Source organism: Aurantimonas marianensis (assembly GCF_024195285.1).
Taxonomy (GTDB): Bacteria; Pseudomonadota; Alphaproteobacteria; order Rhizobiales; family Rhizobiaceae; genus Aurantimonas; species Aurantimonas marianensis.
This window is the reverse complement of sequence record NZ_JALHBS010000104.1, coordinates 80,825-100,285: the sequence shown is the minus strand read 5'-3', so window position 1 is coordinate 100,285 and position 19,461 is coordinate 80,825. Positions and strand designations below refer to the sequence as shown.

General features: G+C 66.7%; 22 protein-coding genes. 14 read left to right on the top strand and 8 right to left on the bottom strand.

The window, feature by feature from the left end:
* The first annotated feature begins 9 nt into the window (after window positions 1-9).
* From MJ956_RS16510 to MJ956_RS16495, 4 genes are read left to right on the top strand one after another with little or no spacing between them, the layout of a single operon-like run.
* Window positions 10-345 (top strand): heavy-metal-associated domain-containing protein, encoded by a 336-nt coding sequence (locus MJ956_RS16510; RefSeq protein WP_253965532.1) that lies wholly within the window; start codon window positions 10-12, stop codon window positions 343-345.
* Between the two features lie 6 nt (window positions 346-351).
* A complete protein-coding gene (gene merF, locus MJ956_RS16505; protein WP_253965531.1) occupies window positions 352-570 on the top strand; it encodes a mercury resistance system transport protein MerF in 219 nt (72 codons plus the stop codon).
* Window positions 570-794 carry a GDCCVxC domain-containing (seleno)protein gene (locus tag MJ956_RS16500; protein ID WP_253965530.1) on the top strand — a complete coding sequence of 75 codons (225 nt, stop codon included), beginning with the start codon at window positions 570-572 and terminating at the stop codon, window positions 792-794. The genes merF and MJ956_RS16500 overlap by 1 nt, the downstream gene beginning before the upstream one ends.
* A 9-nt stretch (window positions 795-803) precedes the next feature.
* The gene (locus MJ956_RS16495; protein WP_253965529.1) at window positions 804-2,156 is read left to right on the top strand and encodes a dihydrolipoyl dehydrogenase family protein; all 1,353 of its coding nucleotides are present in this window, start codon (window positions 804-806) and stop codon (window positions 2,154-2,156) included.
* Between the two features lie 31 nt (window positions 2,157-2,187).
* On the opposite strand, the gene MJ956_RS16490 is transcribed toward MJ956_RS16495, so the two are convergent.
* The gene (locus MJ956_RS16490) at window positions 2,188-3,567 is read right to left on the bottom strand and encodes a cation:proton antiporter (RefSeq protein WP_253965528.1); all 1,380 of its coding nucleotides are present in this window, start codon (window positions 3,565-3,567) and stop codon (window positions 2,188-2,190) included.
* Between the two features lie 387 nt (window positions 3,568-3,954).
* Between MJ956_RS16490 and MJ956_RS16485 the strand changes: the two genes are divergently transcribed.
* Both MJ956_RS16485 and chrA read left to right on the top strand, forming a co-directional pair.
* Window positions 3,955-4,383 carry a DUF4112 domain-containing protein gene (locus tag MJ956_RS16485; protein ID WP_253965527.1) on the top strand — a complete coding sequence of 143 codons (429 nt, stop codon included), beginning with the start codon at window positions 3,955-3,957 and terminating at the stop codon, window positions 4,381-4,383.
* 128 nt (window positions 4,384-4,511) lie between these two features.
* Window positions 4,512-5,735, top strand: coding sequence for a chromate efflux transporter (gene chrA, locus MJ956_RS16480; RefSeq protein WP_253965546.1), 1,224 nt, complete (start codon window positions 4,512-4,514; stop codon window positions 5,733-5,735).
* A gap of 7 nt (window positions 5,736-5,742) precedes the next feature.
* Here the strand turns inward: chrA and MJ956_RS16475 are convergent, their stop codons facing one another.
* Window positions 5,743-6,198 (bottom strand): methyltransferase family protein, encoded by a 456-nt coding sequence (locus tag MJ956_RS16475; protein ID WP_253965526.1) that lies wholly within the window; start codon window positions 6,196-6,198, stop codon window positions 5,743-5,745.
* A 139-nt stretch (window positions 6,199-6,337) separates the two neighbouring features.
* On the opposite strand from MJ956_RS16475, the gene MJ956_RS16470 reads away from it, so the two are divergent.
* Window positions 6,338-7,345 (top strand): OmpA family protein, encoded by a 1,008-nt coding sequence (locus MJ956_RS16470; RefSeq protein ID WP_253965525.1) that lies wholly within the window; start codon window positions 6,338-6,340, stop codon window positions 7,343-7,345.
* A 94-nt stretch (window positions 7,346-7,439) separates the two neighbouring features.
* Window positions 7,440-8,540 (top strand): D-alanyl-D-alanine-carboxypeptidase/endopeptidase AmpH, encoded by a 1,101-nt coding sequence (ampH, locus tag MJ956_RS16465; protein WP_253965524.1) that lies wholly within the window; start codon window positions 7,440-7,442, stop codon window positions 8,538-8,540.
* Between the two features lie 334 nt (window positions 8,541-8,874).
* Here ampH and MJ956_RS16460 read toward each other — a convergent pair whose 3' ends face one another.
* Complete coding sequence (locus MJ956_RS16460) at window positions 8,875-9,837, bottom strand: helix-turn-helix domain-containing protein (protein WP_253965523.1); 963 nt, start codon at window positions 9,835-9,837, stop codon at window positions 8,875-8,877.
* Between the two features lie 282 nt (window positions 9,838-10,119).
* Here MJ956_RS16460 and MJ956_RS16455 point away from each other — a divergent pair, with 282 nt between their 5' ends.
* From MJ956_RS16455 to MJ956_RS16445, 3 genes are all read left to right on the top strand, one after another.
* A complete protein-coding gene (locus MJ956_RS16455; RefSeq protein WP_253965522.1) occupies window positions 10,120-10,461 on the top strand; it encodes a hypothetical protein in 342 nt (113 codons plus the stop codon).
* 17 nt (window positions 10,462-10,478) lie between these two features.
* Window positions 10,479-10,838 carry a hypothetical protein gene (locus tag MJ956_RS16450; protein ID WP_253965521.1) on the top strand — a complete coding sequence of 120 codons (360 nt, stop codon included), beginning with the start codon at window positions 10,479-10,481 and terminating at the stop codon, window positions 10,836-10,838.
* A gap of 88 nt (window positions 10,839-10,926) precedes the next feature.
* Entirely contained in the window at window positions 10,927-11,373 is a 447-nt protein-coding gene (locus tag MJ956_RS16445; protein WP_253965520.1) for a hypothetical protein, read from the top strand.
* 73 nt (window positions 11,374-11,446) lie between these two features.
* On the opposite strand, the gene MJ956_RS16440 is transcribed toward MJ956_RS16445, so the two are convergent.
* Complete coding sequence (locus MJ956_RS16440) at window positions 11,447-12,667, bottom strand: type III PLP-dependent enzyme domain-containing protein (RefSeq protein ID WP_253965519.1); 1,221 nt, start codon at window positions 12,665-12,667, stop codon at window positions 11,447-11,449.
* 186 nt (window positions 12,668-12,853) lie between these two features.
* On the opposite strand from MJ956_RS16440, the gene MJ956_RS16435 reads away from it, so the two are divergent.
* The gene (locus MJ956_RS16435; RefSeq protein WP_253965518.1) at window positions 12,854-14,158 is read left to right on the top strand and encodes an amidase; all 1,305 of its coding nucleotides are present in this window, start codon (window positions 12,854-12,856) and stop codon (window positions 14,156-14,158) included.
* Between the two features lie 590 nt (window positions 14,159-14,748).
* Here MJ956_RS16435 and MJ956_RS16430 read toward each other — a convergent pair.
* The 3 genes from MJ956_RS16430 to MJ956_RS16420 form a co-directional block, all read right to left on the bottom strand.
* The gene (locus tag MJ956_RS16430) at window positions 14,749-15,600 is read right to left on the bottom strand and encodes a DUF6544 family protein (RefSeq protein WP_253965517.1); all 852 of its coding nucleotides are present in this window, start codon (window positions 15,598-15,600) and stop codon (window positions 14,749-14,751) included.
* A gap of 153 nt (window positions 15,601-15,753) precedes the next feature.
* Complete coding sequence (gene metF / locus MJ956_RS16425) at window positions 15,754-16,674, bottom strand: methylenetetrahydrofolate reductase [NAD(P)H] (protein WP_253965516.1); 921 nt, start codon at window positions 16,672-16,674, stop codon at window positions 15,754-15,756.
* 14 nt (window positions 16,675-16,688) lie between these two features.
* On the bottom strand, window positions 16,689-17,702 hold the full coding sequence (locus MJ956_RS16420) for an ArsR/SmtB family transcription factor (protein ID WP_253965515.1): 1,014 nt from the start codon (window positions 17,700-17,702) through the stop codon (window positions 16,689-16,691).
* A 132-nt stretch (window positions 17,703-17,834) separates the two neighbouring features.
* Here MJ956_RS16420 and MJ956_RS16415 point away from each other — a divergent pair, with 132 nt between their 5' ends.
* Window positions 17,835-18,332: an SAM-dependent methyltransferase gene (locus MJ956_RS16415; RefSeq protein WP_253965514.1), complete on the top strand. Its 498-nt coding sequence runs from the start codon at window positions 17,835-17,837 to the stop codon at window positions 18,330-18,332.
* A 3-nt stretch (window positions 18,333-18,335) separates the two neighbouring features.
* Complete coding sequence (locus tag MJ956_RS16410) at window positions 18,336-18,704, top strand: DUF2293 domain-containing protein (protein WP_253965513.1); 369 nt, start codon at window positions 18,336-18,338, stop codon at window positions 18,702-18,704.
* A 42-nt stretch (window positions 18,705-18,746) separates the two neighbouring features.
* Here MJ956_RS16410 and MJ956_RS16405 read toward each other — a convergent pair whose 3' ends face one another.
* Window positions 18,747-19,322 carry an MOSC domain-containing protein gene (locus MJ956_RS16405; protein ID WP_253965512.1) on the bottom strand — a complete coding sequence of 192 codons (576 nt, stop codon included), beginning with the start codon at window positions 19,320-19,322 and terminating at the stop codon, window positions 18,747-18,749.
* Window positions 19,323-19,461 lie beyond the last annotated feature (139 nt).

The following is a 19,461-nucleotide window of genomic DNA, read 5'->3' as shown; positions in this document are numbered from 1 at the left end:
AGACCACCCATGACACGCATTTCGACGATGTTGCTGGCCGCCGCGATGCCGAGCGCCGCCGGACTTGGCGCGGCTCTGCTTGCCCCGGCAGTGATCGCGCAAACGCAGACGGAAACCGCTCCGGCGCTTCAGACCCAAACCTTCGCGATCGAGAACATGACCTGCCCGACCTGTCCGATCACCGTCAAACTGGCGATGAGCGGCCTCGACGGCGTCAATTCGGTGGAGGTCAATCTCGACGCCAAGACCGCGACGGTGGTGTTCGATCCGGCCCGCGTATCGCCGGACGATCTCGCCGAAGCCTCGACCAATGCAGGCTACCCGGCAACACTCGTCGAAAGCTGACCGGCCATGAAGGACAGGACGCTTCTGACGACCGGCATCGTCGGCTCGGTGATCGCGGCGATCTGCTGTTTCACACCGGCGCTGGTCATCCTCCTCCCATTCGTCGGGCTCGCCGCCTGGCTGGCCTTTGCCGACTACGTGCTGTTTCCGCTGTTGTTCCTGTTTCTCGGCATCACCGCCTACGCCCTCCTGCTACGCCACCGACACAAGAAAGCCGCCTGCTGATGGAACTTCGCTCCACCCTCACCTGCCCGCAATGCGGACACCAGGAAACCGAAACCATGCCGACCGACGCCTGCCAGTTCTTCTATGACTGCAAGGGCTGCGGCGCGCTGCTGAGGCCGAACGCCGGCGACTGCTGCGTCTATTGCTCGTTCGGCAGCCTGCCCTGCCCGCCGATCCAGGAAGCGCGGGCAAGCGGCGAGACCGCCGCCTGCTGCGCGAGCTAGACAGCGCGCATGACCAGGAGTTTCGACCTCGTCGTGCTCGGCGTCGGCATGGCCGCCGTCAGCGCCGCCAACAAATGCGCCGCCGCCGGCTGGTCGGTCGCGGTCGTCGACGAACTGCCCTATGGCGGCACCTGCGCGCTGCGCGGCTGCGACCCGAAGAAGATGCTGCGCCGGGGCGCCGAGATTCTCGACGCCGCCCGCCTGATGCGCGGCAAGGGCGTTGCCGGCGATCTCAAGATCGACTGGCCCGATCTCATGGCGTTCAAGCGCAGCTTCACCGACAAGATGCCGGACAAGATCGAAAGCGGCCTCGACAGGAACGGCGTCAGCACCTTCCACGGCCCGGCGCGCTTCGTGAGCGAGAATACGATAGAGATCGGCGGCGAGACCCGGCTGCAGGGCCGCCACGTCCTGATCGCCACCGGCGCCGAGCCCCGGTCGCTGGAATTTCCGGGCGCCGAACACCTCATCGACAGCACGCGGTTTCTGGAGCTGGCGTCGCTGCCCCGCCGCATCCTGTTCGTCGGCGGCGGCTACATCTCCTTCGAGTTCGCCCATATCGCGGCGCGGGCCGGCAGCGCTGTGCGGATCCTCCAACGGGGCGAACGGCCGCTGAAGCGCTTCGACCCCGATCTGGTCGACAGACTGGTCGCGCGCGGCGGCGAGGCCGGCGTCGCGGTGACGACCGGCATCGACCTCAATTCGGTGGAACGGAGCGGCGCCGGCTACACGGTCCATGTCGAGAGAGTCGGCCAGCCGGCGATATTCGCCGCCGATCTCGTCGTCCACGGCGCCGGCCGCGTGCCGGCGATCGACCGGCTCGCCCTCGAAGCGGCCGGGGTCACGGCCGGCAAGGGCGGCGTCCGCGTCGACCGGCACCTCAAAAGCGTCTCCAATCCGGCGGTCTTTGCCGCGGGCGACGCCGCCGACACAAACGGCCCGCCGTTGACGCCGGTGGCGGTCGCCGAGGGCAAGGTCGCCGCCTCGAACATGCTGAAGGGCGATCACGCCACCGTCGATTATCGCGGCGTGCCGAGCGTCGTCTTCACGATTCCCGAACTTGCCCGCGTCGGCATGACGGAATCCGAGGCGCGGGAGCAAGGCCGCAACGTCCGCGTCGCCTTCAACGACACCAGCGGCTGGTACTCCAATCTGCGGGTCGGCGAGACCTGCGCCGCCACCAAGATCCTGATCGACGCCGACAGCGACGAGATTCTCGGCGCGCATCTGCTCGGGCCGGACTATGCCGAGATCGTCAATTTCTGCGGCCTCGCCATGCGGCTGGGACTGAAAACCCGCGATCTGAAATCGATGATCGCGGCCTATCCGTCAGTCGGCTCCGACCTCGGCTCGATGCTGTAGCGCCGGCCGGCGACGGGAGATAAGGGCGCCCTCACTCGCCGGGGGCCGTCTGCCCTTCCGGCGGCGGGGCCTTCACGCCCGCACCGGTCTTGCGCGCCGCCTTGCGCCGCCGCAGCGCGCGCCTGAGCGCCCGGCGCCGCGTCTTCAGCCAGTAGCCGAAATCCTCGACCCGCTCGACCCGGTCCTCGTAGAGTTCGGCCAGCGCGTGCCGGAACTCGGCGTAGCCGAAGCGCGCCTCGCCCTCCAGATGCCGCATGACGATCATCCAGGCCGGCGAGACCAAGAGCGAGACCGCCGTCACCGCCAGCGCCAGGCGATAGACGTCACCGCCGATGGCGCCCGAGGCGAAGGCGACGGCGGCGAGCACAAAGGAGAATTCGCCGATCTGGGCCATCGACAGGCCGGCCTCGACGGCGGTCTTGTGCGGCAGTCCGGCGAGGCGGATCAGCATGACATTGACCACGCTCTTGGCGATGATGACGAACACCGAGGCGATCAGCACCAGGATCCAGTTCTCGATAATGTAGTCGAGGTCGATCAACAGCCCGATCGACAGGAAGAACACCACGAGCAGGATCGCCTGGATCGGCTCGACCACATGAATGACCGGCGAGCGCAGGGTCGATGAGCCGACGACGAGGCCGGCGATGAACGCGCCATAGGCGGGCGACAGGCCGAGGAGACCCGACAGGGACGCGGCGGCGAAGCAGAAGGCGAGCGAGCCGAGCGCCAGGATCTCGACGTTGTTTTCCACCGCCGAGGCAAAGGAGGGCTTCAGCTTCGGGCTTCGGCCGAGATACCACAACAGCGCCCCGAGCAGGGCGACCGCCACGACGATCTTGATGACCAGCGTGCCCCAGTCGGCCGCCTCATCGCCACCAAGCGAGGCGGCGATGATCAGCATCGGCACCACGGCGATATCCTGGGCGATCAGCACGGCGACGGCGATGCGGCCCGGCTCGGCGCGCAGCTCGCCGAGATCCTCCAGCACCTTCATGGCGACCACGGTCGACGACAGCGCGATGATGAAGCCGAGGATGATCGCCTCGGCGAGCGTCGCCTTGGAAATCAGCATCAGCCCGAAGGAGATCGCCATCGCGGCCAGAAGCTGGCCGCCGGCGATCTGCACCGCCGGTTTCAGCGATGCGACGAACGCCTTCAGCGACAGCTCCATGCCGATGAAGAACAACAGCATCAACACGCCCATCTCGGCGAGCATGGTGACGTTTTCGTTCGAGGTGGAGATGATCTCGAGCCCCGAGGGCCCGAGCAGCACACCAGCAAGGATGAAGCCGACCAGCGGCGGCTGCTTGAGCCGCATCAGGCCGAGGCCGACGGTGACCGCCACGACGATGACGAAGGCGATCTCGGTCAGTCCCGTGCCATGGGCGCCGACGACGGCTTCTTCCACGCGTGTCTCCTCGTTTCTGGATCGAATCGCTTAGAGCGCCGTGCGTCCATTCGGACGCACAAAGGACGCTCTACCATTTTGATTGAGCATCGGATTAATCCAAAAACCGGATTCCACTTTTTGGTCCGATGCTCTCGCCGCCAAATGATAGCGCAACCTTGGCGTGGGTGTGTCGTGCCCGGCCGAAAATCCGCCGAACGACCGGAAGTTTCAGGGCGCGCGCCCGATCCTCGCGGCTTGCTGTCGATGCCGCGGCGAGCGCGGATCGACGGTCATCGCGGGCGCGACCGGCAAGGCCGGCCGGGCCGCATCTGTTCGCACGGCCCTGTCAGCACCATATGCCCGCCTTCGGAGCCGCGCGCGGCTTGCAGCATCGAGGAACCGCCCATGCCGACCGCCGACCCGACGCAACTGGCCGATCATCGCCGCCGCCTCAAGCGGGTCGCCCGTGTCGCGCGGCTGATGGACACGGCGATCCGCATTCCCGGCACCGGCATCCGCTTCGGCGGCGATTCGATCATGGGGCTAATCCCCGGCGTCGGCGACGCCGCCGGCGGCCTGATCGGGGTCTACATCATCAACGAGGCGCGCCGGCTCGGCCTGCCGACGCACAAGCTCGTCAAGATGGCCGGCAATCTCGGCGTCGACTTCGCCGTCGGCTCGGTGCCGCTGGTCGGCGACGTGTTCGACGTCGTGTTCAAGGCGCACCGGCGCAACCTCGACATGATCCTGGACCATTTCGGCGAGGGCGACCTGTCGGCGCAGGGCGACATCGACCCGGAGGCGATGAAGGACATCACGCCGAAACGGGGTTAGCCAGCGGCGGCGAGCACGGGGCAGGCTTCGCAACGTCCTCGGCGCGTGGCATCGTCCGCCGACAAGTGGACAGGCCGCGGCGGGAACATGGCGTGAGGGAAATCGAAGGTTCGAACGCTGGTAGCGGGATTTCTGAGGATGGCGCGGGCGTAACCGCGCCCCCTGCCCCTGACGGCACTCCCGGCGAGGTCTTCGGCGCCTTCCTCAAGCTCGGGCTGACCTCCTTCGGCGGACCGATCGCTCATCTCGGCTATTTTCGCGACGAGCTGGTGACGCGGCGCAAATGGCTGGACGAGGCCGGCTATGCCGATCTGGTGGCGCTCTGCCAGTTCCTGCCCGGCCCGGCGTCGAGCCAGACCGGCTTCGCGCTTGGGCTGATGCGCGCCGGACCGCTCGGAGCGCTGGCTGCCTGGACCGCCTTCACGCTCCCCTCGGCCGTCCTGCTCCTCCTCTTCGCCTATGGCGCGGACGCCTTCGACAGCGGCGTCGGCGCCGGCATCGTCCACGGGCTGAAGATCGTCGCCGTCGCCGTCGTCGCGCAGGCCGTCCTCGGCATGACCAAGGCGCTGACGCCGGACCGCATCCGCGCGAGTATCGCCGTCGCGGCCGTCCTGATCGTCGTCTTCCTCGCCGGCCCGCTCGGGCAGATCGCGGCGATCGTCGGCGGGGTGCTGGGCGGTCTGGTCCTTTGCCGGGACGGCCCCGCCCCGCAAGCGACGCACATCGCCATTCCGATCTCGCGCGGCGTCGGCATCGCGGCGCTGGCGCTGTTCGCGATCCTGCTCGTCCTCGGGCCGTTATTCGCCGCCGCCCAGCCGTCCGGGGCGCTGGCCCTGTTTAACGCCTTCTACCGGGCCGGCGCGCTGGTCTTCGGCGGCGGCCATGTCGTGCTGCCGCTGCTCGAAGCCTCGGTGGTCGCGCCCGACTGGGCCAGCGCCGACGCCTTTCTGGCGGGCTATGGCGCGGCGCAGGCCGTGCCCGGACCGCTTTTCACCTTCGCCGCCTATCTCGGCGCGATCGTCACACCGGAGCCGAACGGGATCGCTGGCGCGGCGATCGGGCTGGTCGCGATCTTCCTGCCGGGATTGCTGCTCGTCATCGGGCTGCTGCCGTTCTGGGACGCGTTTCGCCGCCGACCCTTCGCGCAGGCGGCGATGCGCGGCGCCAACGCCGCCGTCGTCGGCATTCTCGGCGCGGCGCTCTACGATCCGGTCTTTACCAGCGCCATCGGCGCACCCGCCGACTTCGCACTCGCGCTTCTGGGCTTCGCGCTGCTGATGGCCTGGAAGGCGCCGCCGTGGATCGTGGTGGTGGTCTCGGCCCTTGGCGGCATCGCGCTGACGGGCCTGTGACACCGGCTCACCAGCGGCGGGTGCGGCGGAAGTAGGCCTCCGCCTCTGTCCCGAAAGTTTGCCGGAGCCCCGCTTCCTCGCCCATGATGAAGCGGTGGGTGATGACGAACGGGAAGACCGCCGCGACGATCAGCGCCGACAGCGCCCCGAACCAGAGCGCCGCGCCGAAGAGGGCCAGCGTCATGCCGGTGTAGATCGGGTTGCGGTTGAGCCGATACGGCCCCTCGACGATCAGCGCTTTCGGCACATTGCGCGGCTCGATCGGCGTCCGCTTGCGCCAGAACCACAGCGCCGACCACAGGATGACGGCGATGCCGCCGAGGAAAAGCGCGATACCGATCGCCGTCGTCGCCGGCGCGGCGAAGCGCCACAGCGGCAGCCACGAAGCGACGAGCCATTCGGCGAGGATCGCTCCCAGCGCCCAGACCGGCGGCAGATCGGGAAAGTCGCGGTGTATCGTCATGACGGCTCCTTTGGTGGAGGATCTTAAGCCAACATAGGTCGCGTCAGCGGGCCTGTGCCACCCTCCCGCGGCCGCGATCTTGCCGCAACGTTTGGTCGGTGTATCATCCGATCTCACGGTGAGCTTTGGAGGGACCGCCATGCAACGCGCGACCGGCCTGGGACTGTCGCTGTTCGTCTCCATCGCGATGCTGGCAATCACCATGCCCGCCGGTCCCGCGCTCGCCCAGGAGGATATCGCGGGTGCCACCGACCACCCGCTGGTCGGCCGCTACCAGGGTTCGGTGATCACATTCCACGAGACCAAGGCGTATGAGGAACTGACGCTGCCGGACGCGACGCCACCGCGCAATTACCGGGAGGCGCCGGATTCCTTCCAGACCGAGCTGGCCGGCAAGCTGACCTCGATCCGCTACGAGGGTCCCGCCGACCGCTCGATCCTGGAGGTGATGCGCAATTACGAAAAGGCACTGAAAGACGACGGCTTCGAGATCCTGTTTTCCTGCCGAGGCAAGAAGGAATGCGCGCCGAACACGTCCTCGGTGGCCCCGCTCTGGGACGCGGCGCGCGGCGGCATCGGCATGCCGAGCACATGGGACAGCACTCTCTACACATTGGCCCGCAAGGACGACCCGGCCGGTCAGGTGACGGTGGGGCTCCTCGGCGTCGAGACCCGCGCTAGCAACACCCGATCGCTGACCCCGCATGTCGCGATGACGATCGTCGAGGGCGAGCCGATGCAGACCGACCAGATCGTGCTGGTCGAGGCGAGCGCGATGGAATCGGCGATCGCCAAGGACGGCAAGATCGCCGTCTACGGCATCAATTTCGATTTCGACAAGGCGGACATCACGCCGGACTCAAAGCCGCAGATCGACGAGCTCGGCAAGCTCCTGACCGACAATCCCGAACTCGCCGTCCTGATTGTCGGCCACACCGACGGCGAAGGCGGATTCGACTACAATCTGTCGCTGTCGCAGCGCCGCGCCCAGGCGGTCGTCGACGCGCTGGCGCGCGATTACGGCATCGCCGCGACACGCCTGCAGCCGGCCGGCGCCGGCCCGGTCTCGCCGGTCGCCAGCAACCGCACCGAGGACGGCCGGGCAAAGAACCGGCGGGTCGAGATCGTGGAGCGTTACAAGGGGTGAGCCGGACAACGCCAGCCGGTCATCCGCCACGATTGATCCCGAACCATTCAAAGTGGCCCGCCCCATCGGGCGCCAGGAACTGAAGGAATTCCGGATGCGTCTTCTGCTTGCCGCGATCGCCGTTTGCGCCGCCGCTCTCCCCGCCTACGCAGAGGACCCGCTGCTGGACGACGCGGTCAGCTTCACCGGCCAGATCTTCCACCTCGATACAGCCGTGCCGGGGCTGGTCATCGCGGCGGTCCGGGGCGGCGAAAGCGCCGTGTTCGGCTTCGGGGAGACCGCCAAGGGCTCGGGCCAAGAGCCCGACGGCGACACGCGCATCGGCGTCGGGTCGATCACCAAGACCTTCACCGGACTGACGCTCGCCCATCTCGCCGCCGCCGGCACGGTGGATCTGACCGACGCGGCCGGACCGAATGTGGGCGTCGTCGAGACATTGCCGGAGCGTGAGCACCCGATCCGCCTCGTCGACCTCGCCACCCATTCGAGCGGTCTCGGCCGGGAGCTGAAGCCGGTCGACGGCGCGGAGAAATACAGCGACGCCTCCTTCGCCGGGACCCTCGGCGGCGATCCCCTGCTTTTCACGCCGGGAACCGGCATCCTTTATTCCAACATCGGCTTCGACCTTTTGGCGATGGCGCTGTCCGGCGCCGCGGACCGGCCCTACCGCGACCTTTTGCGGGAAACCGTGCTCGATCCGCTCGGGCTGGATGCGACAGGCTACGAGCGGCCGGACGGCGACAACGTGATGACCGGCTATGACTGGAACGGCGGGGAAATGGACCCGGGCGAGCCGATACCCAACCGGTTCGGCGCGTCCGCCCTCCACACCACGGCGAACGACATGATCCGGTATCTCGAATGGAATCTCGACCGCTTCGGCGACGGGATGGAGGCCCGAACGCTGAGTCACGCCGCCTATCTCGTTCGCGACGGCCTCGATCCAGTCTACGGCATGGACGAATCGGGCCATATGGACGCGATGGGTCTCGGCTGGGTCGTCATGATGCCACAGGACGACCGCCCGCTGATCCTCCAGAAGGCGGGCGGCGCCAACGGCGTGTTCAGCTACATCGCCTTTGCGCCGACCAGGGGCGTCGGCGTTTTCATGTCGATCAACCAGTTCAACTTCTCCGCCTCGATAGCGATGGCCGAGGTGGCGAACCAACTCATCGCAACCCTCGCGCCGCGCTGAAGAAGGACAGGGCGGAGTGGGCAAAAAAGCCCGTCCGGGCCTCTCCGGAAGAAGCTCCGTGGCGGACACCGTTCGCCAGGGATTCCTTTCCTTGGCCCAACGAACGATCCCGGTGATCTTTCGCGCCCGTTCCCTGGGCCGGCGGCGAGCATCGCCCCGAGCGCCCTCACGGGCGGCAGATCGGGAAAATCGCGGGGCAACGCCATGGTCAATCCTTGCGTCGGTCGCGGTCGGGCTGTGACAAACAGGTCCAGGATTGCGCCGAGCCCCACCGTGCCCGCCCGGCCGGAAGGTCCTTTTAAGCGGCGGTCGCTCGACGCCACGCGGCGCCCGGTTATGCTTGCCCCGCCACGAGGAAGAGGTCGCGGCGAAAACGGCCCGGCGACACGCCGAACAGATCGCGAAACGTTCGGCTGGCGTGGCTGTCCGAGGCGAAGCCCGCCTCGAAGGCGAGTTCGGCGATACTTCGCGCGTCCCCCGGATTGCTGAGCAGCGCATGCAAGCGGGCCGCGCGCCGCGCCTGCACATAATGCGACACACCGCCCAGCGGTTTGAAAAGTTCGTAGAGGACCGAGCGCGAGAGGCCGGATTCAGCTGCGATCATGGTCGGGCTGAGGTGTTTCACCGTCAGCTTGGCTTCCACCAGCGCGCGTGCCCTCGCGAGTTTCTTGCCGCCCGGCGCGTCGCCATCAAAAGCCGCCGTCGGCGCCTGCAGAGCGATCGCCAGGAGTTCGCCGAAAGCACGAACCGCCCCGGCAGCCCCGGCGGCTGGAATGGCATGGGCGTGTCGCATGAGCGCGACCATAACGGCGGCGAGCAGGCCGGCCCGCGCTGCGTCGATTACGGTTCCATGCGGGTCGCCCGCCCAGGGCGCCGCCGCTTCGATGAACGCAGGCGTCAGGCGAACTGTCATGAGATGGATGCGGTCAGCCGACATGCGCAGCGGCCGACCGGTATTGAACAGGGCGATTTCGCCCTCGCGGATTTCGATCGGGCGGTCCGGCAGTTCGACCCGCAGCGTTCCGGAAACGGCCAACTGAAGAAATACGGATCCGTTGGCGTTGGAGGACGGCGCGTGGCGCTCGTGGCTCATGTCATGAAGCCGGCATTCATACAGAACGAGCGGCCCCAACCGTTGCGTTTCCACCTGCGCGAACGACTCCGGGCCCGCAACGATGGTGTCGGCGATCTCGCCAAGCAGCGCCCGATAGATCGCGGACCGATCGACCGATGCCCCGGCGATAATGTCGAGCGGGGGAAGAGCGTCTGCCGCTGGCGAGACAAGATCCGCGATCATCTTCATTTCTGCGAGAGATGACGAAACACACCCAACGAGAAGCCGTCGGTAACATCGAGCCCAACGGCTTTTCCATTCTAGCAGGTATCGCAGGCGTCGCCATCGGTTTGCGAGCATCGCCGCAAATTTTTGCCGACACGGCCGGACCGGCAGCCAAGAAGTCTGGACAGATAGATATATTCGGATTCTCAGCGACGGGATAAAAATCGTCTGTCGCGTCGACGGCAAGGCCTTCTTGCGATCGGGATGCTTCCCGTCTTCACCTTCAGCAAGGACTGCCTGATGTCGGGTTCGCTTTCGTCACTCTCTTGCCTGCCCCTCGCAGTGGCTCTCATCGTGTCGCTCGCGAGCGTTGCCTCCGCCGAAAATCGCGACGTCACCATCACCCACGCCAGCAGCCACGCGATGATCGCGTTCTTCACGTCGAACACCGGTACGAACAACTGGGAAGAGGACATTCTCGGCGTCGACGTGCCGGCGGTCGATGGAGCGATCGACGTGACCATCGATGACGGCTGCGGCTATTGCGTCTTCGACTTCGATGCGACGTTCGCGGACGGGTCCGGCGCAGTCATGACCAAAATCGATGTCCGCGCGATTCCGCGGTTCGACTTCACCGATTGAGCAAAGGGAGAGAGTTCATGAAAACAGCGCTTTTAGCGGCCCTGGTCGCCATTGCCGGCATCGGCGTCGCCGGTCCTTCCGTCGCCGACCCGTCCGGCAATTACGACATCAGCGGCGTCAACCCGGATGGCACGACCTACAGCGCGAGCGTGCTTGTGTCCAAGGTCGGTGACGTCTTTGCGCTGACCTACACGCTGAACGACGACAGCAAGGTCTCCGGCAGCGCCATCGGCGACGACGAGGTGCTGGCGATCGGCTACGCCCAAGAGGACGACACCGGCGTCGCGCTGATGTTCTCCGAGGACGGGAAGTGGAAGGGCGTGTGGACGTATCTCGGCGCCAAGGGACTCGGCACCGAGGAATGGACGCCGCAGTAAAGCCGCGAAGCATGACGATGGGAGGGCCGGTCACAGATGGTGACGCTGCCCTCCCGTTTCGACCTTTCCCAAACGACGGTACTCATCCATGTTCCGACTTCCGTCCGTTATCGTTCTGCTGACATGCGGCCTTCTCGTCCCGCTACCGGCCATGGCTCAACCGGCCAAGGACGTCCTCGGCCAGATCGAAGCGCTGCACGGCGATGCCGATGGCTTCAGCGCCGCGTTCGACGTGCTGCAGCAGGCGATGGCCGACGGCGACGCGGCGACGGTGGCGGAATTCGGCTCCTATCCGCTGACCGTCCGTGCGAATGGCGAGGTCTACGACGTCCTCGAAGCGCAGGATCTGATCGACAATTTCGACAGTCTGATCGCACCGGATACCCAGGCCCGCGTCGCCAATCAGGATGTCGGGGATCTGATGGTCAACAGCGAGGGCGTCATGATCGGCGCCGGCGAATTGTGGCTATCCGCCGTCTGCGACGACAACGCCTGCAGCAGCGCCCGCTGGCGGATCATCGCGATCAACAATTGAGGACGGCGGAATTCGGGGCGGCTCATCGGTCATCGCAACCAACTGCCCGCGCCCGATTTACTCTACTCCTCCCTCAATCCGCCATCGTTTCCAGGCTCGCATAGCCCTCCGCCGCGGCGCCGGCGTCGAAGGGCGTGGTCACTTCGACGAAGCTGTCCGGGTAAAAGCCGTTGAAGCGGGTTCGCAGCGACAGCGAATAGGCGCCGATATGGCCGATCTCGATCCAATCGCCGGTGTCGACGGTCTCCGGCAGCCAGAACGGCCGCGACAGGATGTCGACCGAGTCGCAGGTCGCGCCGCAGACCTTGAAGGCCTGGATGTTCTTCGGATCGCCATTGCGGCGCGTCCGCGCCGGATCGGGGATGAAGCGCGCCGGTAAAGTGATCTTGCCGGTCCATGAATCCGACAGCGACGCCCAGATGCCGTCATTGATGTAGAGCCGCTTGCCCTTGCGCAAGAGCACCCGGACGATCAGCGAGAAGGCTCTCGCGACGATCACGCGCCCCGGCTCGGCGACCAGCGGCAGATCGTCGAAGGCCCGTTCGACGAGATCGGCGCGCAGCCGCGCCATGATCTCGTCCTGCCCCGGCATCTCGCGCTTTTTCCGGCGCGGGTCGTGGCCATATTCGGCCGGAAAGCCGCCGCCGACGTCGAGGCCGGCCAGCGGCACGTCGGCGCGGTTCCTCACCCAGTCGGCCGAGGCCAGCGCCCGCTCATATGTCTCCGGGTCCTCGATCTGCGAGCCGACATGGAAGCACAAGCCGACCTTGAAGCCGATCTTGTGACAGCGCTGCAAAAGCTCGACCGCGTGGGCGGGCGCGGCGCCGAACTTTTTCGACAGTTCGTAGGCGGCGCTGCCCTTGGTCTGCAGCCGCACGAACAGGGTGATGCTGCCCGGGTCGAGATCGAGGGCGCGGACGATCCTGAGGATCTTGGCCACCTCGTCCTCATGATCGAGCGACATCACCCGGATGCCGTAGGTCTCCAGCGCCAGACGGATGTCCGACTGCGCCTTGACCGGATGCATGTAGAGCATCTCGGCGTCGGGCTGGGCCGCGGCGACGGCGGCGAACTCGCCCGGCGAGGCGACGTCGAAGATCCTGATGCCCGCCTTGCTCAGGGTTTCGAGTACCATCGGCTCGCCATTGGTCTTGACCGCATAGGCGGTGTCGCCGGGAAACGCCGCCATGAAGCGCTTCGCGTCGGCGGTCAGCACATCGGGGCGGAAGCAATAGACCGGCACGTCGGGGCGCAGCGTCAGGGCGGCGTCCTTCGCCGTTGGAAAACTCTGCAAGGCGTCTCTCCGCTGGGCCGGCGGCCGGATGACCGGCCTGTGGGTCCGCAACTAGAGCACCGAACGCGAATGGGCAGGCATCGTTTCGCCTCGGTCGATCGCGCTCACCTTTTCCGTCCCTCCCCCGTTGCCGTAGCCCCCGCCGCGCTTCTAGAAAGACGGGCGACAAAACAGGATCGACCGCCCATGTCCCTTCCCTCGCCCATCCCCATGCGGCTGGCGCCGCTCAGCCTGACCCGCGTCGTCGCCGACATCGAGGCCGGACGCGCCACGCCGGAGACCGTGATCCGGGAAGCGAACGAGCGTATCGACAGCCTGGACGGCGTGATCGGCGCTTTCGTTCGCCGGGCATCGGCGGACAGCATTGCAGCCGCGAGTGCCGCCACCGGGCCGCTTCGCGGCGTGCCCTTCGGCGTCAAGGACATCTTCGACACGTTCGACATGGCGACGGAGCACGGCTCGCCGATCTATGAAGGCCATCAGCCGCTGGCCGACGCGCCGCTGGTGGCGATCGCCCGCTCGCTGGGCGCGGCGATCCTCGGCAAGACCGCGACGACGGAATTCGCCTCGATGGACCCGGCGGCGACGCGCAACCCGCATGATCTGGCGCACACGCCCGGCGGCTCCTCCTCGGGGTCGGCGGCCGGCATCGCGGCGGGCATGCTGGCGGCAGCCTGCGGCTCGCAGACCGGTGGCTCGGTGATCCGTCCCGCGTCGTTCTGCGGCATCGCCGGCTACAAGCCGAGCTTCCGGCTGTTGCCGACGGTGGGCATGAAGGTGTTTTCCTGGACGCTCGACACCGCCGGGCTGTTCGCGGCGGGCGTCGCCGACGTGGCGTTGCTGGCGGAATGCCTCAGCGGGCGGGAATTGACGGCGCCGCCGCTCGCCGACGCATCGGGCCTGACGATCGGGCTCTACCGCACGGCAATGGACACCGGGCCGCAGGGGCGTCTCGATCCGGCGATGGCGGCGGCGTGGGAGACGGCGGCCAAGGCACTCGAAACGGCGGGCGCCAAGCTTATCGATATCCCCGAGCCGGCGGCGCTGGAAGCGGCGCGTGACGCCCATGGGACCGTGCAGAATTTCGAGGCGGCGCAGGCGCTCCTGCACGAGCGGACGATGCATCGGAGCCGGATGGGGCCGCAGGTGCTGGCGCTGCTGGACGAAGGCGCCGCGGTAACCCCCGAGGCATACGACGCGGGACGGCGCACGGCGCGGATCGGCCGGAAGGCGGCGGCGGCCCTGTTCGACACCTGCGACGCGCTGCTGGCACCCTCGGCCTTCGGGCCGGCGCCGAAGGGGCTCGCCACCACCGGCGATCCGGCCCTCAACAAGCTGTGGACGCTGACCGGCAACCCCTGCGTCAACGTGCCGGGGCTGGCGACGGCGGAGGGCCTGCCGCTCGGCCTGACGATCGTCAGCCGCTTCGGCCGCGACCGGACGGCGCTGTCCGTCGCAAGGCTGCTCGAGGACAAGATCCAGGCGGCATGACCAAGCGCCTGCTCATTTGCAGCCGCAATGTGGCAGAGACCGGCCTCGACCGCCGCGATTGCGCCGACGCCATCGATTCGAGACGCGGCGCCGGCCCGATGACCGGATCACGAGGAATTTCAAGGCGAAATATCGAAAAGCGCGACCATCGTACCAGTCCTTGCGTCGCTGGCGATACGGTACCCGTGCGATCACGGAAAAGCGGGTGGGCAAGAAAATGAGCCCGCTCTTCGCGGCTGCATCCCGAGTCATTGCAAGGGGTTACCGCGGCCGGCTCCAGACGGCAGTGCGGCGCAGCAACGAATTGGGGTTTACGATCGATTCAGGTTCGTTACCTTCCGGGCACATCTCGTCAACGAGGAGGCGATGCACATGGAACTGACGCGTTCGCTGAATTTGGTGATGATCCTGGCCGCTTTCGTCTTTGTCGGCGCCATGATCATGGGCGTCGTGCCCTGATCTCGAGTACCATCCGACGCCGCGTTCAAGCGGCCCCAATTTGAAGAAGCCGGGTTACCCCCCGGCTTTTTTGCGTTTAAGAATCCATTGGGTGACAAGTTGGCTCGAACGGCGGCGACAATGGCCCGCCCTTACCCGCCGCCAATGAAACGGATACTGTCGACCTCGGCCTTGTAGAACGGAAAATACGCGTCCGTCCCGATGAAATTGCCGCCCTCGACCCTGGTCGGCAACCTGTAGCCGTCAAATTCCCGGAAATTCGACAGATATCCGCCGAAAGGCTGGAGGCGGTAGGTTTTCCGCGGATTGGCGTCGGTCCAGCGTGGTATGACGACCATGACGGGGCGACCGTCCTCGGCCACGGTGACATCGACGGTCTGCGTCATGCCGCCGAAGCAGACTGTCGCGCGCGCGACGTCGTGCGAAACCGCCTCCCACTTCACGCAATTACCCCGCAGGAGCGCCGCGGGCGCCCAGAACACCGCTTCCGCGACGACCCGGCCGAACGCCGCGCGGGAATGGTCCTGGCCGCCCCCGACGCGGACAATCGGGATGGTCTTGAAAAGCCAGAAACGCACCCACGAGGTGCCGCCGTCGAAGCCGTCGGAACCCTCGATTCGCAACGCGCCGCGCCCGGCCTCCAGCCGCCAGACGAGGCCCGCCGGCGGCGCCAGTATCTGACGCGCGCGCATCGGCATGTAATTCGGCTTGGCCTTTGTCCCCAAGCCGATTTCTCCCGCCATCCGGATCTCGCTGATCGAACGAAGCGGCGTCCCCGGCGAGATGGCGAACAGGAAGAAGCGGCGAGCCGGTTCGGGCAGATCGCCGACCAGACCATGGTGGAAGCGTGGAGGCGAGGCCTCGGCGGATGCGGCGAGACGATTCCATACACGAGCGGCACGGCGGCGGTCGGACCACCGCCAAGCCTGAAGCCAGAGCGGAATGATCAGGATCAAGCCGAGCACGATCGTCACGACAGCCATGTGTCACCCGCCGCCGGGATGAAGAGCGTTCGCGCCCGTGGCGAGCGCGATAGAGTCGCAATGGATCGCGAACAGCAGGTGCCGTGGATCATAGGCGGAAGGCGCCCAGCCGGCCTCGGCGGGTCGGGAAGCTCGACCATCGATCGGCAACCATCAGGCTGCTGCCGCCTCGCCCTCATTCGTGTCCGCCGCCGGCGTCTCGCCGGCGCGAAGCCCGAGGATGTGGCAGATCGAATAGACCAGATCGGCCCGGTTCATGGTGTAGAAGTGGAAGTCGGAGATGCCGCGCTTCTGCAGATCCAGCACCTGATCGGCGCAGACCGCCGCGGCGACGTGGCTGCGGGTCTGCTCGTCGTCGTCCAGCCCCTCGAAACGCGCCGCGAGCCAGGCCGGGATGCTGGCACCGGTGGCCTTGGAGAAGCGCGCGACCTTGGTGAAATCGTGGATCGGCACGATGCCCGGAACGATCGGGATGTAGATGCCGGCGCGGCGGACCCGCTCGACATAGCGCTCGAAGGTATCGTTGTCGAAGAAGAACTGGGTGATCGCGCGGGTGGCGCCGTTGTCGACCTTGCGCTTCAACAGGTCGATGTCGGTGGCGAAATCCGGGCTCTCGGGGTGTTTCTCGGGATAGGCAGCAACCGAGATCTCGAAGTCGGCGAAGGCCTTCAGCCCGGCGACCAGCTCGACCGCGTTGCGATAACCGTCCTTGTGGGCGACATATTCGCCGCCGACGCCGGCCTGGCTGTCGCCGCGCAGCGCCACGAAATGCCGGACGCCGGTTTCCCAATATTGCCGGACGACGGCGTCGACCTCGTCCTTGGTGGCGTCGACACAGGTCAGATGCGCCGCCGGCGTCAGCTTCGTCTCCTTCAGGATGCGATCGATCGTCTGATGGGTGCGCTCGCGGGTCGAACCGCCGGCGCCATAGGTCACCGAAACGAAGCTCGGGCCGAGCGGCGCCAACCGCTCGATCGCGCGCCACAGATTCTCCTCCATCCTCTCGGTCTTCGGCGGAAAGAACTCGAAGGAGACATCGATGCCGGACGTCGAAAGGGGATTGGGGCGGCTCATGACGGCTTCTCTTCTCAGCTGACAAGGGTTTGATGGGCAGCGGCGGTTGTCGCGACCAGGAGGCGCGGGTCCTTCGCAATGCAGATGGTCACGGTGAGTTCCCCGGTCTCACCGCCGCTGGAAACGAGATGGTCGATGCTGACCAGCTCGAGACCGGCTTCTTCCAGATAGCCGGCCAACGTCGCGTCGGAAAAGCCGAGGCGCAGATGCGCGTGCTCGGCGCGCAGGAATTCCAGCTCGTGGGGCGCGAAATCGACGATCGCCAAACGGCCGCCCGGTGCGACGGCCCTTGCCGCCTCCGCGATCGCGGCTTGCGGATCGTCGAGATAATGCAGCACCTGATGGACGGTGACGAGGTCGAAAGCCTGACGCTCGACCGGCAGATGATAGACATCGCCCTGGCGGACCTGCGCGTTGGCGATATCGGCCGCATCGAGCTTGGCGCGGGCGATCGCCAGCATCTCGCGCGAGGCGTCGATGCCGACCGCCCGTTCGCAGCGTGGCGCCAGGAGTTCCAGAATTCGCCCCGTTCCCGTGCCAATGTCGAGCAAGGTTCCGATCCGCTTGCTTCCCAAGGCGGCAAGAAGCGCTTGCTCGACATCCGCGTCGGCGGCATGCAGCGCCCGGATGCGATCCCAACTGCCGGCATTGCGGGCGAAATAATCGGCGGCGCGACGCGCACGCTCGGCGCGCACCGCTTCCAGCCGCTCGCCGTCGCGCGCAATCGTCGAGTCGGCCTCGTCGGCCCAGGATAAAAGCGAGCGCACCAGCCCGACCACCGACGCGTCGTCGCTGACACGGAAATAGGCCCAGGCGCCCTCCTGATAGCGCGCCAGCACGCCCGACTCGACCAGCAGCTTCAAATGCCGCGAAATGCGCGGCTGCGATTGTCCGAGAATCGTCGTAAGCTCGCTCACCGTCAGATCGCTGCGGGCGAGCAGCAGAACGAGGCGAAGGCGCGTCGGCTCGGCGACCGCCTTGAGGGCGTCGACGAGCGGATCGAAGGAAAGCTTTTGTATGTCCAGCATGACGCATCTCGATTACGATATAAAGATATCTTTATATGAAGAACCCGCTCGATACAAGCGGTTTTCGATCAGTTCGGCGCTTTCGTCAAAACAGTTGGAGGACAGGCGCCATGGACGATCGGAGGATTGGCGGTGACGACCTCCGAGCAGAGCGCGCCGGCCGTTCGCCCCGGCGCGGTTCGCTTCGACGGGCCAGAGCCAAGCTATGACGATGCGGGGCTGGTCTTTATCGGCCGCGTCCGCTCGCCCTGGGCGAGCCGGGACGATTGTCCGAAAAACCTGTCCGACGCACGCGAGCGCGGGCAACCCGCCCGAGTCGAGATCGACGCGCGCTGGCGGGGCGCGCTGACCGGGCTCGGCGTGGATCGTTGGGTGTTCCTGCTGACTTGGCTCGACGGCGCCGAGCGGGATCTCGCCTTACAGGCGCCGCGCCATGCCGACGGCCCGCGCGGCACCTTCACGCTGCGTTCGCCGGTGCGTCCGAACCCGATCGGGCTGCACCTCGTTCGGCTGCTCAGCGTCGATCTTGATGCCGGCATTCTCACCATCGACGCCATCGACGTGCGCGACGGCACGCCGCTCATCGACATCAAGCCGTATCTGGCGTCGATCGATGCCCCGCCGGAGTGAAGAATGCCGATTGACCGGCAAAGGCGTATTGCCCGCGCACTGACCGCGACGATCCCGCGCGCGCCTTTCCTCGACGCCGAGGCGATCCGGGCGGCGGCGCGTGCACGCCACATGCGGGCGCTGTCGCCCCAGAGCGCCGTCTGGCTGGCGACCGTGGCCCACATCCGGCATGCCCATACCGAGTACGACGCCTTGATGGACGAGGGTTACGACCGGGATGCCGCCCGCTTTTTCGTCCTCGATGCCATCAACGCCGTATTGGATCGCTGGGGCGCGACGCGGCAGCTGAATGCGGAGGCGGAGGACGGGCCGCCGCTAGCAGATGATGCCGAGATCGACGCGGCCGGAGGCAAGGACTTCAGCCGCGCCTGATCAGCCCGCACGTCCATGGCAGTCGACCGCCGCCCCACCGCTTCATTCGTATATCCACTGCTCCGGAATGCGCGCCTCGAATTGCTCGCCCAGTGTGATACGGCCCGGCTTCTCCACCCAGGCGACGAGGCCGCGCCGGCGCTTTGCCGCCGCGACAAAGCCGAGTTCGATGTCGGCGCGTCCCTCGTACCGCCCGGCAATGGCGCGGCCCGAGGCTCGGCACGGACCATTGTCGCCATCGATCCGCAAGGTGACACCACCGGAAAACATCAAAATCGTGCGGGGCGGTAGCCAGGAGAGGTTGGCAATGCCTTCGACAAGCAGATTGCCGCCGATCCATTCGGGCCTGATCTCCGAGACATCCAACCGAGCGGCGGCCTCGGCGAGTTCGTCGGTAGCCAGCAGCGAAAGCTGGCGCTCGTTGCGGATTTCGGTGCCGCGCGGATACCACGGTTCGCGTCCGCCGGACCGGCGGGTGGCTCCACCATGGCGATCTCCGGTGATACTGTCGAAGCCCAGATCGAGTGACGCGACCGGTGCCGTTTCGAAGCCGCCGTCGCCGGTGCGAAACAGCCCCGCAATTCGGCCGGCCCGCATCTTCGCGCGCGTTCGTATCATGGCTTCCCCCCAACGGCCCGGCTCGGGCGGTCGTGTGCCAGCTAGAGCGCCGCGCGTCCATCCGGAAGCGCAAAGGACGCTCTAACATTCTGATCGAGCATCGCAATCATCCAAAAACCGGATTCCACTTTTCGGCCCG